Origin of the sequence: Mesorhizobium sp. M7A.F.Ca.CA.002.15.2.1, assembly GCF_003998715.1 — a bacterium.
Classification (GTDB): Bacteria; Pseudomonadota; Alphaproteobacteria; order Rhizobiales; family Rhizobiaceae; genus Mesorhizobium; species Mesorhizobium ciceri.
In genome coordinates this window covers 1-16,536 of sequence record NZ_RZPI01000007.1, presented here as the reverse complement: position 1 = coordinate 16,536, position 16,536 = coordinate 1, and the positions used below count along the sequence as shown (strand labels likewise).

Sequence of the window (16,536 nt, the reverse complement as noted above, 5' to 3'; positions counted from 1 at the left end):
CAGCAATTGCAGACTACATTTCTGAAATAATTAGCTTTCTAGTAGGTCTGGGCGCTGGTTCGCTCATAACATTTCAAATTATCAAAAATCGAGCAGGCCCTGGTGGAAACGCCGTTAATCAGGGTGGCGCTACCGCTGGTGGCGACTTAGTAGGACGTGACAAGACGATCACGAAGTAACGTGTCGATAAAGGCGCGTAGCGTGACGGCAAATTCAACCACAGTCGATCAGTCGGGAGCCAGCGCGGGTCGCGACATGGCGGCTCGCGACATCAACCATACTTACAAGAACATCGCCGCAAACCGCGTAAGCGCGATCGAAAAGCTGTTACAAAAGCTTGAGCTTGAAATTGAAAGAAATCAAGTAGCCAGAGACACCATCGACAGACTCAAACGGTTCTATTCTCAACGATCGCACGACGGTGTTCGGGGACTACGCGCAAAGTTGAGCGTGAGTGGCCGAGAGGATTCCTACTCTGATGCCATCGAAATGAAGGAAATGTTCGTCAAACTTCTAGAGCGCTGGTCTCATTATTATTCTGCTCAACAGATAATCGTATATCTGTTGGCGAGAGCTGAACGGCAGTTTAATGATATAATCCTCCCACAAATTTCTACATGTGGCGTGGTGGAAATAAACAAGTTCATGAATGAGCTAATTGTGATTCCAACTGTTGAGGACTGCGGTGCAAGCGTCCTGGAGGTAGATCATAACACCGCAATGGGGATGATTTACTGGCTGGCAGAACAATGTTTCGTCCGTTGGCATAAATGACTCAGCTCTCCTTTCAGCCTGCTTTTGACGCTTTTCATGCGGTTTTTAGGTTTTTACGTCTACGAAATGTGCTCGGCCCTTCGGAGGCGCTGGCCTACGATAAGTTGCGGATTCTGGATTTCTACCTTTTGTTCCCTCACAAAGTTCGGGACATTCGGCTGACAGCCCAGCATCAGAAGTTCAAAAAGCTATCAGACCGATATGCTTTTACTAAACCTTATGGCGAGCTACCCGATGCCAGGTTGGTATTCGAACGTATGCGCCCTATGCAAGCAGCGGCCATTCAAACCCTTGCCGCCAAGTCTTTGGTGAGTGTCGATGCGCTTGCGCAAAAGGAAGTTAGAGCCACAGGGTCCACAATTCCTCGGAGTCTCGCGGAACGAGTAGCCGAGATCAACGAATCTCAGTCCGACCTCATGGATTTCTTGGCCACTCTGGCATCGGACTATCCTCTGCAAGGGGATAACGGGCTGAAGGCGAGAACTGGCCTGTTGGAGCATCGATATGATGCGGTATGAGCCTACGCTGATAGTGACGCGTGTTGTGGTCGAGCGGGGTCATCTCGTTGTTTACAACGAACAGTTCCATGAGGGCGTTAATGTCGTCCGTGGTGATAATTCCTCCGGAAAATCGACTGTTTTAAATTTCATCTTCTATGGACTCGGGGGAGAACTCGCCGATTGGAGCGCAGTGGCTCGCCTTTGCACGAGAGTTGTCGTTGAGGCGCGTATAAACGGGCGCATAGTGACCCTTAGCAGAGAGATTTCCGAGTCGACCGGGCAGCAGCCAATGGAAGTTTTTGGTGGCCCATACGAGATGGCGACAGGGGCTGCCCGATCCGACTGGATACGCTATCCATATAGAGGTACGAGCAATCGCGAGAGCTTTTCGCAAGCAATATTTGGCCTCCTGGGAATTCCGGAGGTATCAAGCGATCTGTCCGGCAACATAACTATGCATCAGATACTTAGATTGCTGTACGCTGACCAGCTAAGCCCAATAGAGGACATCTTTCGTTTCGAAAGATTTGATCAAGCAAATTTGCGAGATACGGTAGGACGACTCCTTTGTGGCGCATACGATAGCGATCTTTACGATAACGAGCAAAAAATAAAGGAGTATAGCAAAGAGCTGGACAAGGTAATTGGGCAGCTACACTCGCTATTTACGATATTGGGCAGAGTAGGAGGGCCGGACCAGGGATTAACTACCGAATGGATTCAGGCTCAGAGACATAACCTGGAGAAGGACCGGGCTGCGGTTCAGACTGCGATCGAACAATCTGAGGCCGCACTTTTTTCCAGCGATGCAAAGGACCAATTCACACTGGACTCGCAAGAAACCGCTTACAGGCGGGTCCAAGAGATTCAGTCGAGCCTCGTGCGGACCCGTCAAGAGCGTGACGCCCTCACGCTTACGATCGCTGATTCCGATGCTTTCATTGTTAGCCTCCGGAACAAGATCGAGGCCCTGAAGGACTCTGAGAATGTGGTCGAAAATATCGGAGAGGTCAGTTTTCAGTGGTGTCCAGCCTGCTACGCGCCTTTGGAGGATGAGCCTGCTCCACATTCTTGCCATTTGTGCAAAACGCCATTTGACTCCGAACAGACCCAAGTACGCATTTCCGGTCTGATTCTTGACACCAGCCTCCAGATCAACCAATCGGAGGAACTTCAAAGGAAGCGAAGTGAGCGCCTAACCCGATTGGATATTTCACTGCGGCGACTCGAAGAAGATTGGCAACAGGCGTCCCAACATCTTGCTTCGGTGCAACGATTGCCATCGACTACATTACGAGACCGTATCGGAGAATTGCACCGACGAGCCGGATACTTGGAGAGACAGGTCGAAGATTTAGATCAGAAGGCCAAATTGGTTGAAACTATACGAGAGCTTTCGAGTCGGCGCGAGGAGCTGGAAGGTGCTATCGCTGGGCTAAAATCCTACAATGATGCACTTCGCGCTCAACAGCAGAATAGACTATCCATCGCCTATACTCGTATCTCTAACGAGGTTAAGGAGCTTCTACGCAACGATTTGAGGCGGCAAGATATATTTGAGGACCCTGAAACTATCAGCTTTACGTTTGGGCAAAACAAGATCGCTGTAGACGGGGAGAATTACTTCTCGGCTAGCTCCAGAGCGATTTTGAAAAGCAGCTTCTACCTGGGATTCCTTGCTGCAGCAACTAAGACGGAGTTCTTTCGCCATCCCCGCTTCTGCATGATTGATACTCACGAAAACATGGGGGTGGAGGCAATCCGCAGCCAAAACTTCCAACTGCAAATCCTCCGTATCTCGAAGGAAAGTAAGGTAGAGCATCAGATAATCTACGCGACTGCGATGATCGAGCCGATCTTGGAAGACGAAGCATATGCAGTCGGGGCGTTTTCCACGAGCGACGAAAAGACGATTGATATCAGGTTAAATTGAAGTGTGAGTCGGGATGGCATCATATCCTGCGCGAACGCGGCGATGGGGCCACGAAATGGCCATTTCTCCGATTGCGTGGCTCTGAGAAGCGCGACTGTTGTGTTCGGGAGGGCAGACCCACCTCGGGGTATTCTCTCCCCTCAAATGCGCACCACATCAGACACCACCGCCGCGGTCGGCCTTGCGGCGGCGCCTTCGGGCTGGCCGGCACCTTCGTCGCCAGCGCGCCGCTGCGCGAAACGCTCTGGACGATCGACGGCGTGGCTCTCGTGGTCGCCACCGCGCTGCTGACGATGAAACACCAGCGGCTGGGCAATGATTGCATAGCGGCCGGCTTCCTGACCTTCCTGGCCGGCGAGACCCTGTTGATGGCCGGCAATGCGGCGGGGCTTGAGGCCAGCGTGCCGTCCTATGTCGGCGGCATCTCGCTTTGGGCGGCCGCACTGGTCATGGTCAGCGCGCCGAAGACATTCGCCCTGTGGATGCGCCTCACCGCGCTCGTGGCCGCCGCGCTGTTTGTCGTCTCGGCTTGCATGATCCTCTGGGGCGCGCCCTTGCTGCCGACCTCGGCGCCGCTGCCCGCCGCCGGCTATCCGTTCCTGGTGCTGACCTTTGTCGGCTGGATCTGGACGCTGCTGAAGCCGGCCCGGTGAGCCTTTGTTCGCTTCCGTACCAAACGTCCGGCCTGGTTGATCGGGCATCGGCGGAACGGTAAAAAATCCGGGCGGCGGACCCAGGTTCGCCAGTGGCCGGCGCGGGCTCAGGCAACTGCCTCACCGGCATTCGCGCCGGCCATTTTCAACCCGTCAGATGATCGCAGCGATCCACCGGCTAGCCCTGCACTTGAAGGGGCGCTGACGCTTCTGACCTTCTCCCCTTGTGGGAGAAGGTGGATCGGCGCGCAGCGCCGAGACGGATGAGGGGTGCGTGACGGAGTGAGGCGGTGAAGGTTCTGCTCTGGGTCAGGGCGTTTACTGTTGGCGTATCGCCAAGCTGGAACACCCCTCATCCGTCTTGCCGCTGCGCGGCAATCCACCTTCTCCCACAAGGGGAGAAGGTTAGAAATGCCGGCGCATCACCGTCGCCCGGCCCTTCGCAGGCTCAGAGCGTTCGAGGCTCGTAAAGCCAAGCAATTGGCTTTACGTCCGCTAGCGCGGACCGCCTCTCAACTCTCAATCCACACCTTCTCAAAGTGCTGCTCCAGCGCCTGGTGCTGTTCGCAGCCTTCGACGCCTTTGCGACAGGTCCGGTAGACCGAGCGCCAGTAGGGTTGGATGATGATGCCCGAGTCGCGCAGATTCTGCTCGATCTTGCCCATGATCTCCTTGCGCGCCTTGGCGTCGGGTGTCGCCAGTGCCTTGTCTAGCAGCGTGTCGAATTCGGGATTGGCGTAGGCGCTTTCGTTCCAGGCGGCGCCGGATTTATACGCCAGCGCCAGCACCTGGACGCCGAGCGGGCGGCCGAGCCATTCGGTGCAGGAGAAGGGGTATTTGCTCCAGTCGTTCCAGAAGGTGGCGGCCGGCAGCACGGTGCGCTTGATCTTGAGGCCGGCCTCGCGCATCTGCGCGCCGATGGCGTCGCCGGTGCTCTTTTGCCATTCGACATCGACGGAGATGAGCTCGAATTCGTGGTCTGATTTGCCGGCCTCGGCCAACAGCTTCTTCGACTGCTCGACGTCACGCTTCGCCGGGCCGATATCGGCATATTCGGGGTGCATGGGGCCGACATGGTGATTTTCGGCGGGCTTGCCGCGGCCGCCGAGACCGAGCGCCAGCACGGCGGCATTGTCGACGGCGAGCTGGGCGGCGCGGCGCACCTTGACGTCGTCATAGGGCGCGTTGGCGACATTGAAGCGGGCGACGATGGTCGAGCCGGTGGCGATCTCGGAGTTCATCAGCCCCATCTGCTCGGTCTGCGAGACGGCATCGGAAGCGGTCTCGTGGTCGGTGTCGATCTCGCCGGATTCGAAGGCCGAGAGCATGGCGTTGGGGTCGGAGCCGTAGTCGACCCATTTGATGCCGTCCAAGTAGAATTCGCCCTTCCACCAGGGCTTGTCTTTGCGCTTCACCTCGGCACCGGTCTCGGCATCCCAGCTGACCAGCTCGCAGGGACCGGTGGTGATGGCCAGCGCCTTCAGGGGATCGCCGTCGCCCTCATAGGAGCGGTGCATGATCAGTGCGGGATAGTCGGCCATGCCGGCGATCAGCGAGATGTCGGGCTTGGGCAGGTTCAGCTTGATGGTGAAGTCATCGACCTTTTCGATGCCGCCATCGACCACCTTCTTGGTGTCGGCATTGACCAGCGCGCCCATGCGCGCGGCGACCGAATTGCCGGGCACCGAGGCATCGCACCAGCGGGTGAGGTTGTGGATGACATCGTCGGCGTTGAAGGCATCGCCGTTCGACCACGAGATGCCCTTGCGCACATGCAGGGTCAGCATCCTGGCGTCGTCGCTCGCCTCCCAGCTTTCGAGCAGCCAGGGCTCGAAGGAGAAGTCGGTGTTCCAGCGCACCAGATATTCGTTGCAGTGGCGGGCAACGTTGGACATCTCGACGCCGTCGAAGGTGCGCGGGTCCTTGAAACCCTTGACGTTCATGGCGACGCGCAGGACGCCGCCCTTCTTGGGTTCCGCCGCGCGGGCAGGGATGGTGCCAAGTCCGCCCAGCGCCAGCGCCCCGGCGGCGCTGACGCCGAGCCCGGCCATCAGCGCCAGATATTCGCGGCGGTTGATGCCGCCGGCCTTGAAATCGTCGGCCACGGGTTTGGCTTGCGGGTGGAGTTTGCGGTCGGTCAGCATGAATTTCATCGTCGTTCCCCTGTTGTTGATGCATGCCGCCCAAAAGTGCCCAGCGGTTTTGGGACAATGGCATGCACAGAAAAATCGCCCCGGCCGATCGACAGGCGCGGGGGCGGACGCGACCGCCGGGGCGCCGTTGCCTGAGGGGGAATGATAGAGCGGGGTGACGCCGCGGAGTGTTCGCTTTTCCGCAGTGATTGTGCGGGGTTCCGCGGGGGGAGTCGGCGATTGGCGTATGCGTTGGACGATGGCGCGGCGCGAATCTCCCTCCTTGAGGGGGAGATGTCGCCGAAGGCGACAGAGGGGGTCGGTACGACGGGACTCGACCTCCTATGTTCCATTGTTGAAAAGAGGATGCCGGCGCTTCACGCGAGACGCCCCCTCACCCAGCCTCCGCTTCGCTCGGCTGACCTCTCCCCGAGGGGAGAGGAGACTTGCAGCGCCGGCGCTTCCCTCTTCTCCCCAGCGGGGAGAAGGTGGCCGCGAAGCGGCCGGATGAGGGGGCCTTCGCTATGTTCAATACGGCCACTCACCCCTGCCCAGCGCTGCAACCGCAGCCACGATCCGCGCAAACGCTTCCGCCGCCGCCGGCACCGTGGTGCGGGCACGCAGGAAGCTGTGCACCAGCCTCGGCTCTTCGTGCCACCACGCCTTGCCGCCGGCGGCCAGAATGCGGTCGCGGTAGGTCTCGCCATCCGAGGACAACGGGTCGCATTCGGGGGTGACGATCACCGTCGGCGGCAGGCCGGTGAAATCCTTGTCGCGCAGCGGCGCAAAAGTCGGATCGTCAAGCGATTGGCGCCTGGCCGAACGGACGTCGCGGTAGAAGGCGATGTCGGCCACCGACAGCAGCGGCGCGTCGGCGTGTTCGATGTAGGAGCCGGCGCGCTCGTCGCCGCCGAGCTCGGGGTAGATCAGCACCTGGCCAATGGCAGCGCTGGCGTGGCGGCGCGTCGCCTGCGCCACCGCCGCGGCGAGATTGCCGCCGGCGCTTTCGCCGCACAGCACCAGCGGCAGGCCTGATCTCGCCGCTGCCCATTCGAAGGCGGCCACCGCATCATCGAAGGCGGCGGGATGAAGATGCTCCGGCGCCAGCCGGTAATCGACCGACAGCACGTCGAAACCTGTGCCGGCGCAGAGCTCGGCGCAGATGTCGTCATGGCTTTCGAGCCCGCCGAGGATGAAGCCGCCGCCGTGGTAGTAGACCACCATCGCCTTGGCGGCGTTGCCCTCGAGCCGGTAGCGCCGGACCGGGATGTCGCGGCCGGCGGCGGCGATCAGCCCGTCGCTGGCCTTGACGCCGGGCGGGCGGCCCTGGTGGAAAGCCCGGCTCATCCTGTCATAGACGGCGCGCTGCTTGTCGATCGGCAGGCCGATGATCTCGGGCGGATGCCAGGCGTTGACGGCGTCGATATAGGCCCAAAGGGCCGGGTCGAGCCGTGTTTCGTAGGGGCCGCGCGTCATAGATCGGCGTAGAGCGCGGCCGCGTTGTCGAAGCTGAAACGCAGCGGCACCGAGCCCTCGACCTGCCAGACGGTGACGGTTTCGCCGGCCAGCAGCCGGCAGGCGCCGTCGGTGTCGGTGACGGCGCCGCCATAGAGCCGGTTGGCGAGGTTGAGGATCCCGGTCTGGTGCATGGCCGCGCTGCCGCTGCCGCAGGCATCCTTGACCAGCAGCACGCGAAAGCCTTTGGCCACCGCATCCTTGACCGACGCGTCGATGCAGGCCTCGGTCCAGACGCCTGATATGACCAACCATTCGATGCCGGCCGACTTGATGTCGCCCGCCGCCGGCCCGGTGCGGAAGGCGCTGGCCTCGGCCTTGATCAGCAGCGCCTCGCCCTTGGCCGGCGCCACCTCATGGCAGATTTCGGTCAGCGGATCGCTCTTGTCGGAAAAGGCCGACTTGCCGTCCTCGCCGAGCGGATGAAACGGGCGGTCCTGCTTGTCGAGATCGACGATGTAGGCCCAGTGGTAGAGCGGCACCTGGTTCCGCCGCGCCGCCGCCTGCAGGCGCTGGACGTTGGCGAGGATCGTGGGAAAGCCCTCGACGAGGTAGCGCGGGTCCTGCCGGTGCTCTTCCTGCAGGTCGATGAAGATCGCGGCCACCGTGCCGGGCTTGAGGGAGATGGGCGTTTTCATGCGGCGCCTGCGTGATGCATGGGCGAGGCAGTCAAAGACCCTTCCGTATGCCGGCGGGACAGAGGGGGGCGCCAGGCAACGAGGCGCTCATTGGTTGCCCGTATCAAACCTGCGTCTCCAGAAACTCGTCCTCATAAGGAAAGCGCGACAGAAGCTCCGTGCCCGTCTCGGTGATCAGGATCTCGTCCTCCAGCTTGACGCCCTCGCGGCCGCCCTTTTCGCCGATATAGCTTTCGACGCTCACCACCATGCCTGGCACGATATGGCCGTCGCGGCCATAGGTCTCGTAATCCATGGCATGCGCGATGAACGGCGTTTCGCCATGCATGCCGACGCCGTGCATGACCGAGGTGTAGCGCTGGTCGACGAAACGGTCGGGGATCTTCCACGCCTGCTCGGCGATCTCGCGGAAGGCCATGCCGGGCTTGACGATCGAAATGTTGTGCTGAACCTGATCGTGCGCCATGCGGTAGAGCGACTTCTGGTAAGGGGTCGGCTTGCCTGGCCCGCAGCGGAAGGTGCGCGAGAAATCCGAATAATAGCCGTAGCAGCCGATGGTGTCGGTATCGAGCGCCAAGAGTTCGCCGGGGCGGATCTTGCGGCCGCTGGCCTCGTTGAACCACGGGTTGGTGCGCTGGCCTGATGTCAGCAGCCGCGTCTCGATGAACTCGCCGCCCTGGCGGATGACCTCGCCATACATGATGGCGAACAGGTCGTTTTCGGAAACGCCGGGCTTGATCGCCTCACGCACCGCATAGACGGCAGCCTCGGCGCCGGCCATCGACACCTGCAGGCATTTCACTTCCTCCGGCGTCTTCACCGCGCGCACCGCCAGGATTTCGCCCTGGCAATCCCTGACCTCACAGCCGCGCTTTTCCAGCGCCAGCGCCTGCAGATGGCTGCAGCGGTCGAGGCCGAGCTTCATCGAGCCGCCGCCATGCTTTTTCAAAAGCTCGGCGATCTCGTCGGCGAACGGACCTGCGGTCTCGTCGTCGCGGCCCGAGACCGACGACCAGACCAACTTGGAAGGCCGCGCCTCGTCGATCGTGTCGAGTACCATGGAGACATGATAGCTCTGCGGGTATTCGAACAGCACGATCGGCCCGTCGGTCGGGATAAAGAAATAGCGGGTCGAGTTGCGCAGGAAATAGCCGAACATGTTGCGCGAGCCGGTGGCGTAGCGCTGGTTGTACGGATCGAACAGCACCACGCCGCCATAGCCGGCCTTGCGCATCCAGCCGCGCAGCTTGGCCAGCCGGCCTTTGCGCAGGGCATCGGCATCGATGAAGGACGGTTCGGTGTCCGACAGCCACATGCCGCCGGCCGGATCGGCCGCCGCGGGGTGGCGCATGCGATCCTTGAAGTTCACGTCCTCGGTGCTGTCGGGGTCGAAAACGACGATGCTCATGGGCTCGGCCTTGGCTGGGTTGCGAGGTCGCAGCATGGCGCAAGAGGGGCGGGAGGATTGTGCGGAAAACCGCAGCTGTTGTGCGGGATGCCGCTGGCTAATCGGTTGCGTCGCGATCCTTCGCGCCCCCCTCTGCCCTGCCCGGCATCTCCCCCTCAAGGGGGAGATTGGCATTTTCGATGCCGCCGTTCTTTTCTTCAACATCTGAGATTGGCGAAAGCAGAGATGCAGTCCGATCTCCCCCCTTGAGGGGGAGATGTCCGGCAGGACAGAGGGGGGCGCTGTCCCGCCAACATCTCACCGCGTCAGCGAGCGCCAAGCCTAATGCCGTCGCGCCAGCTTCGGCGGATGGCCATGCTCCTCGCGAAACGCCCGGGCAAAACTCGACATCGAGGCAAACCCACACGCCAGCGCCACGTCGCGCACGGCGAGCGTCGAATGCGCCAAAAGATCGGCGGCGCGTTTGAGCCTCAGGCGCCGGTAATAGCCATTGGGCGAGATGGCGAGTTCGGAGCGGAAGGAGCGCTCGAGCTTGTCTGAGGACACGCCGAGCTTCGCGGTCAGCTCGGCCATGCCGAGCCGCTCCTCGACCGCGTCCTCCATGATGGCGATGGCCGACAGCACCAGCTCGTTCTGGACCCCGGTGCGCAGGCGCAGCGGCATCATCTTGCGGTCGATGCTGGAGCGCAGCTGGCTGTGCACGAACCATTCGGCGACGCCGGCGGCAAGCTCGGCGCCGTAGTCGCGGGTGATGATCTCCAGCATCATGTCGAGGCTGCCGACACCGCCGGCCGAGGTGAAGCGCTTGCGGTCGATAACATAGAGGTCGCGCCTGAGCTCGATGTTGGGGAAGGCTTCGGTGAAGGCGGCCTGGCTGGTCCAGTGCAAGGTGCAGGCATGGCCGTCGAGCAGGCCGGCGCGCGCCAGGAAGAACGCGGCATCCGCCACCGCACCGATATGGGCGCCATTGCGCAGGCTCTTGCGGATCCAGTGTGCAGCGTCCTCGGCGACGAGGTGATCGGCATCGCCGCCCGAGCAGACGACGATGCGGTCGACCTTCGGCGCATCCTCGGCGTAAAAGCCCGGCTGGATGACGACGCCGTTCGACGCCTCGACCGCACCTTTCGTGCCGCCGACGATGATCCAGCGATAGCATTGCCGTTTCGCCAGGACATTGGCGGCGCGCAGCGGCTCGATGACCGAGCTGAACGCCATCATCGGAAAACCTGGGAACACCAGCACGGCGAAAGTGAGGGGTTCAGTGGGCTTGGGTGGTTCGCGCGTGGCCATGGGGCGCTACATTTCGGGCAGATGGGGTTCGGGGTCAATTGGCCGGTCCATCATCATGAGACGTCCGCGCGCCGCCCCTTGCCCTTCCTCTCCCTCGTCGATCGGGGGAGAGGTGTCGAGCGAAGCTCGACGGAGTGGGGGTCGACCCTCGCCGCGCGCCCTGAGGTCTCTTGCTCGTCAGATTGTGCCTGTCTTGCGGCGACTGCGCGTCTGCGAACGCCTTCCCCCACTCCGTCTCGGCTTCGCCGAGCCACCTCTCTCCCCTCCGGAGGGAAAGGAAAGGAGCCAAGGCAGGGCGATGAGGGGCAACGCTGAAGTTGCAAGTTGATTAAGCTTCTAACCCGCCAGCGCCTGCTCCAGATCCGCAATCAGATCATCGCCATCCTCGATCCCCGCCGACAACCTTACCAGCGAATCCGATATGCCGATCTCGGCCCGTTTCTCCGCCGGTATGGAGCCATGCGTCATCAGCGCCGGGTGTTCGATCAGGCTCTCCACACCGCCGAGGCTTTCGGCGAGCGTGAACAATTGCGTGCGTTCGAGGAACTTTTTGGTGCCGGCTAGGTCGCGGTCGAGCACGGCTGTGATCATGCCGCCGAAGGCATGCATCTGCTGGACGGCGACGGCGTGCTGCGGGTGGCTGGCGAGGCCGGGATAGATGACGCGGCGGACGTCGCGGCGCGCTTCCAGCCATTGCGCGATCTTCAGGCCGTTGGCGGAATGGCGCTCCATCCTGAGCGCCAAGGTCTTGAGGCCGCGCAGCGCCAGAAAACTGTCGAACGGGCCCGAAATGGCGCCGATGGCGTTCTGCAGGAATTTCAGCTGGGCGGCCAGATCCTTGTTGTCGCCGACCACGGCGACGCCGCCGACCATGTCGGAATGGCCGTTGAGATATTTGGTCGTCGAATGCACGACGATGTCGATGCCGAGCTCCAGCGGCCGCTGGATATAGGGGCTGCAGAAGGTGTTGTCGGCGACCGTGAGAATCCCCTTGCGCCTGGCAAGTGCGGCGACGCCTTCGAGGTCGACGATGCGCAGCAGCGGGTTGGTGGGGGTTTCGACCCACAGCATTTTCGTCTCGGGCCGGATCGCGGCCTCGACGGCGGCAAGGTCGGTGAAGTCGACGAACGAGACCTGCAGATCGGCCGAGCGTTTGCGCACCCGCTCCATCAGCCGGAAGGAACCGCCATAGATGTCGTCGGTGGCGACGATATGCGCACCGGAATCGAGCAGCTCCAGCACGGTGGCGATCGCCGCCAGCCCTGACGCGAAGGCGAACGCGGCCGAGCCGCTTTCGAGGTCGGCCACCGCGCGCTCGAAAGCAAAGCGCGTCGGGTTCTGGCTGCGGGCATATTCAAAGCCCTTGTGCACGCCGGGCGATTGCTGGCCATAGGTCGAGGTGGCGTAGATCGGCACCATCACCGCGCCGGTCAGCGGGTCGTGGCTCTGGCCGCCATGGATGGTGCGCGTCGAGAAAGCCAGACGGTTTTTCCCGGCTGGCGGAGTATTGCTGGTCATCGTGCGCGCCTCAGATGGTTGATCAGATCGATGCGGGTAATCAGGCCGACGAATTCGTCGCCGTCGAAGATGATGGCGACCTCGTTGCGGTCGAACACCGGCAGCAGCGCGTCCAGCGTCTGGCTGGCCTGCAGCGTGTGCAGGTTGGAGGTCATGGCCGTGCGCACCGGGCCGTTGAAGCGCTCCCAGCGGCCGTCATAAGGGCCGTCGACCTTGGCCAGTATGTCGCTTTCGTCAACGATGCCGACGAGCTTGCCATTGTCGAGCACCGGCAGCTGCGAGACATCGGAGCGGCGCATGCGGCCATAGGCATTGAGCAGGCTTTCGTCCGGGCCGACATAGACGGTGTCGCCGGTGCGGTGCGAGCGCATCACCAGGTCGCGCAGATCGCCATGCTGCTCGTGCTCGGCCAGCCCCTGCTCGGCCAGCCAGAAATCGTCGAACACCTTCGACAGGTACTTGTTGCCGCTGTCGCAGACGAAGGTGACGACGCGTTTGGGCACCGTCTGCTCGCGGCAATAGCGCAGCGCCGCCGACAGCAGCGTGCCCGAGGATGAGCCGGCAAGGATACCTTCCTTGGACAAGAGGTCGCGCACCGCCAGCATGCTCTGCTTGTCGGGGATCGAATAGGCCTTCTTGACCAGCGACAGATCGGCATTGGGCGGCACGAAATCCTCGCCGATGCCTTCCACGGTCCAGCTGCCGGCCTCTTCCATCTTGCCGGTCTTGATCAGCGGCGCCAGCACCGAGCCGACCGGATCGGCCAGCACCATTTCGGTCTTCGGCGACACTTTTGCGAAGTAGCGGCCAAGCCCGGTCAGCGTGCCCCCCGAGCCGACGCCGACCACCACGGCATCCACATCACCGTCGAGCTGCGAAAAGATCTCCGGGCCGGTGGTGGTTTCATGCGCCAGCGGATTGGCCGGGTTGGCGAACTGGTTGGCATAGAAGGCGCCGGGCGTTTCCGCCGCGATCTTCTCGGCCATGTCCTGGTAATATTCGGCATGGCCCTTGCCGACATCGGAGCGCGTCATGCGCACTTCGGCGCCGAGCGCGCGCAGGTGCTGGATCTTTTCGCGCGACATCTTGTCGGGCACCACCAGCACGATGCGATAGCCCTTGGGGATGCCGACCTGGGCAAGGCCAAGCCCGGTGTTGCCGGCCGTCGCCTCGACAATGGTGCCGCCGCGCTTGAGCTTGCCCTGCTTTTCAGCCGCGGCGATCATCGACAGCGCGATGCGGTCCTTGATCGAGCCGCCGGGATTCTGGCTTTCGAGCTTGATGAACAGCCGGCATTTGCCGGTGTCGAACTTGGTCAGCTCGACCACCGGCGTCTGGCCGATCAGGTCGAGCACCGACTTGTAGGGCGGACGCAGGCGGGACAATTCGGCTTCCGAGGGGGCACTGTCCAGTGTGGCGATCTCATGCTCGCTCATATCGATGCTCCATGACCAAGCGACCGCCTCTGGGCAGGGCGGCAGCGTAGCCTCTTTTCCAGCCCTTTGCAGTCGGAAAGAAGATAGATCGTGCCAATCAACCGGCCAGATGCGGAATGAAATTCCGGTTTGTGCCTCAAGGGCTTGGAGGGTGTGTTGAGATTCAGGTCAGGCCGAGCCGAAAATGGCAGATTCCGAGAACCGGAGCAGAGCGTACTTTTGGGTACGTGAGCACCGGAAGCCACAGGAAGCCGCATTTGCAGGCCGGCATCACCTGAATATCGACACAGCCTACCCCAGCAGCTGCTTGCTCAGCCTCGCACACTGCACGCGGATATCGGGGATGGCGTCGATCTCGAAGAAGGTGCCGCGCGTCAGCGGGCCGACGGCGAGGATCTTGGCCGAAACGGTTCCGTCGCCGGCGATGATCTCGCATTTGGTCGATACGTCGAGGCCGATGCGCAGCGGATCCGGCCTTGCCAGGCCGCGGTCGACCAGCGAGCGCACGACGCTGTTCGACGAGGTCGAGATGTCCCTGACGATGCCAGAGCAATCGTAGATGCGGGCAACCTCGAAGGTCTCGAGACGCTGCGTGTGACGCGACTGGACCTGGACGGTGAATTCGCCGTTGCGCGCAATGTCGACGACGCGGCCGGCGACCAGGCGGATGCGGCCGGATTGCACGGCCTCGGTGACACGGGCGTAGACCTCGGGCGCCATGCGATGGCGGTGGATGTCCCACCAGGCCTTGGTGTGCTCGACGAAGCGGCGTTTGGCGGAAGCCGGCCAGTTCTGCCAGATCTTCTGGTTGAACGGCCGCAGCCCGTCGACGACGTCACGCCAGTCGATGCCGGCCTTCTGGTTTTCCTTGATCAGGTCGCGGAACCAGCCGACGAAATAGGAGAGCTGCGTGCCGAGCGGAATGTCGGCGACGTCGAGCTTGATCGGATTGCCCTTGCGATGCGGCGAGGGCAGCAGGCCGCGCCTGGACACAGCTATGATGTCGCCGCGATGGCCGCGTTGCTCCAGCGCCAGGAAAGCATCGACCATGCTGAGGCCGGTGCCCAGCACCATGACGCCGGCGCCGGGCGGAAGTGCTGTGTCGGCTTCCGATCCCATCCTGATGGCATGGCCTTGCGCCGGCTCCTCGTCGTGGCCGGTGGCCAGCACGGCGAGATGCGCAACGACGCTGGTGCCGTTGGCCAGCGCCACTTCGACGCCGGAGGCGGTGGGCGTGATCGAGAGGCTTTCCTCGCGGATCAGCCGAAGCCGACCGCTCTGCTTTTCCCGCGCTTCCAGATCGACCAGCAACTCGCCGAGATAGCGGGCATAGATGCTGCGTGGCGCATAGAAGGGCGCCTCCTCAGCCGTTGCCAGGCCGCGTTCCTGAAGCCAGCGCCAGAAATTGCCGGGATCGTCGGCATAGGCGCTCATGCCGGCGGCGCTGACATTCAGTACATGCGCCGACAGCAGCGTCGAATAGGCGATGCCCTGGCCGAAATGCGGGCGCCTTTCGATCAGCGTGACGCGCAGGTCGGGATTGGGCGACTTCAGGAGATGCGCGGCCAGCACGACGCCGCTGGCGCCGCCACCGACAATGATGATGGAGTTGGCGCGCCCGGTCATAGGCATGCCTTCGCTCTGCGCAGCGCCAGTGTCAGGCCTGGACCTTCACCGCGACCGGCAGATCGCCGATGCCGACCGACAGGTCGTCGAGAGAGATATCGCGCATTTCGGCGAGGCTGCGCTGATCGAGCACCTCGGCGATCGCCTGCCGGACCTCGAGCATCAGATGTCGGACTTGGCATCTCGCCTCGTTGCAATCTTCACAGCGCTGGTACTGGGTGCGGCTGGCGCAGGGGATCGGCGCCAGCGGACCGTCGAGGACGCGCACCACATGGCCGACCTTGATCTCGTCGGCGGGGCGCGCCAGGCGATAGCCGCCATCCTTGCCCTTGCGGCTCTGGACGAAGCCGGCATTGCGCAACTCGCCCAGGATGGCGTCGAGAAATTTCTTCGGGATGTTGTTGCCGGTGGCGACGTCGTTGACGAAGGCGAGCTGCCCGGCCGGCAATCGCGCGAGGTGGACAAGCGCCTTGAGGCCGTACTTACCTTTTTTGGTGAGCATGAGATCAAATTTTCTCTGGCATGCGACGGCATGGAACCATCGGTTGCAAAACGCCTGGCGTGCGTTGCCGCCGCGTCCAAGCCCGCATGACACATAAATTCTAGTGACATGATGTACAAGCCGAGAACTTCTGATTTTGCTTCGTTTTCAAGCCGCGCGGGCCATTTTGACTAGCCTTTGTGCCCACAGGGACACAAAAGCGCACGAGTTTGGGGGCGCGATCATCGCGATATGGTGACTGCTCATCGTCGCCTCCAATCTCAATGTCGATAAGATTACTATACTTACCCTCGAACACGCGGAATGGGTTGTCAAATCGGCGGTTATTTGAGGCATGAATTTGCCTGGAAGAGGCCGGAAGCGGGAATTCTAGTTCGCGGTGGGCGTAGGCGGAGCCATCACCGCAGTTCAGGAGGTTAAAGGTCGGTGGAACAGAGGGGGGCGCTGGCCCGCCGGCGTCGAAAGGCCTGCCCTGTGGCGACACTCTGCCCCACCGCAACCACCCTATCCGCCTCACCACCTCACCATCGACAGCTTTTTTCTAACAAGCCCGCCTTGGTTGGAAGGATTTAACTCTACAAGAACCATAGAATTAGCTGACTATTATGAAG

General features: G+C 61.9%; 13 protein-coding genes. 4 read left to right on the top strand and 9 right to left on the bottom strand.

Annotated features, from left to right (window positions below; translation table 11 throughout):
• Positions 1–201 precede the first annotated feature (201 nt).
• The 4 genes from ENZ74_RS01115 (at position 202) to ENZ74_RS34310 (ending at position 3,860) form a co-directional block, all read left to right on the top strand.
• Entirely contained in the window at positions 202–774 is a 573-nt protein-coding gene (locus ENZ74_RS01115) for an ABC-three component system protein (RefSeq protein ID WP_063170410.1), read from the top strand.
• The gene (locus tag ENZ74_RS01110) at positions 771–1,292 is read left to right on the top strand and encodes an ABC-three component system middle component 5 (protein ID WP_063169621.1); all 522 of its coding nucleotides are present in this window, start codon (positions 771–773) and stop codon (positions 1,290–1,292) included. The genes ENZ74_RS01115 and ENZ74_RS01110 overlap by 4 nt, the downstream gene beginning before the upstream one ends.
• Positions 1,279–3,207, top strand: coding sequence for an AAA family ATPase (locus ENZ74_RS01105; RefSeq protein ID WP_063169620.1), 1,929 nt, complete (start codon positions 1,279–1,281; stop codon positions 3,205–3,207). The genes ENZ74_RS01110 and ENZ74_RS01105 overlap by 14 nt, the downstream gene beginning before the upstream one ends.
• A gap of 260 nt (positions 3,208–3,467) precedes the next feature.
• Positions 3,468–3,860, top strand: a complete 393-nt coding sequence (locus ENZ74_RS34310; RefSeq protein WP_244514249.1) for a hypothetical protein — start codon at positions 3,468–3,470, stop codon at positions 3,858–3,860.
• A gap of 512 nt (positions 3,861–4,372) precedes the next feature.
• On the opposite strand, the gene ENZ74_RS01090 is transcribed toward ENZ74_RS34310, so the two are convergent.
• The 9 genes from ENZ74_RS01090 to ENZ74_RS01045 form a co-directional block, all read right to left on the bottom strand.
• On the bottom strand, positions 4,373–6,013 hold the full coding sequence (locus tag ENZ74_RS01090) for an ABC transporter substrate-binding protein (RefSeq protein ID WP_063169619.1): 1,641 nt from the start codon (positions 6,011–6,013) through the stop codon (positions 4,373–4,375).
• Between the two features lie 507 nt (positions 6,014–6,520).
• Positions 6,521–7,468: an alpha/beta hydrolase gene (locus tag ENZ74_RS01085; RefSeq protein ID WP_063169618.1), complete on the bottom strand. Its 948-nt coding sequence runs from the start codon at positions 7,466–7,468 to the stop codon at positions 6,521–6,523.
• Positions 7,465–8,145 carry an isochorismatase family protein gene (locus tag ENZ74_RS01080; protein WP_063169617.1) on the bottom strand — a complete coding sequence of 227 codons (681 nt, stop codon included), beginning with the start codon at positions 8,143–8,145 and terminating at the stop codon, positions 7,465–7,467. The genes ENZ74_RS01085 and ENZ74_RS01080 overlap by 4 nt, the downstream gene beginning before the upstream one ends.
• Before the next feature lie 103 nt (positions 8,146–8,248).
• Complete coding sequence (locus ENZ74_RS01075; protein WP_063169616.1) at positions 8,249–9,553, bottom strand: Xaa-Pro peptidase family protein; 1,305 nt, start codon at positions 9,551–9,553, stop codon at positions 8,249–8,251.
• Positions 9,554–9,874: 321 nt separating this feature from the next.
• Entirely contained in the window at positions 9,875–10,843 is a 969-nt protein-coding gene (locus ENZ74_RS01065; protein ID WP_024504110.1) for a GlxA family transcriptional regulator, read from the bottom strand.
• A gap of 336 nt (positions 10,844–11,179) precedes the next feature.
• Positions 11,180–12,361 (bottom strand): PLP-dependent aspartate aminotransferase family protein, encoded by a 1,182-nt coding sequence (locus tag ENZ74_RS01060; RefSeq protein WP_063169614.1) that lies wholly within the window; start codon positions 12,359–12,361, stop codon positions 11,180–11,182.
• Entirely contained in the window at positions 12,358–13,797 is a 1,440-nt protein-coding gene (locus ENZ74_RS01055; RefSeq protein ID WP_063169613.1) for a pyridoxal-phosphate dependent enzyme, read from the bottom strand. Before ENZ74_RS01055 ends, ENZ74_RS01060 begins: the two co-directional genes overlap by 4 nt.
• A 291-nt stretch (positions 13,798–14,088) precedes the next feature.
• A complete protein-coding gene (locus ENZ74_RS01050) occupies positions 14,089–15,423 on the bottom strand; it encodes an FAD/NAD(P)-binding protein (RefSeq protein WP_013528704.1) in 1,335 nt (444 codons plus the stop codon).
• Positions 15,424–15,454: 31 nt separating this feature from the next.
• Complete coding sequence (locus ENZ74_RS01045) at positions 15,455–15,925, bottom strand: Rrf2 family transcriptional regulator (RefSeq protein ID WP_063169612.1); 471 nt, start codon at positions 15,923–15,925, stop codon at positions 15,455–15,457.
• Positions 15,926–16,536: the final 611 nt, after the last annotated feature.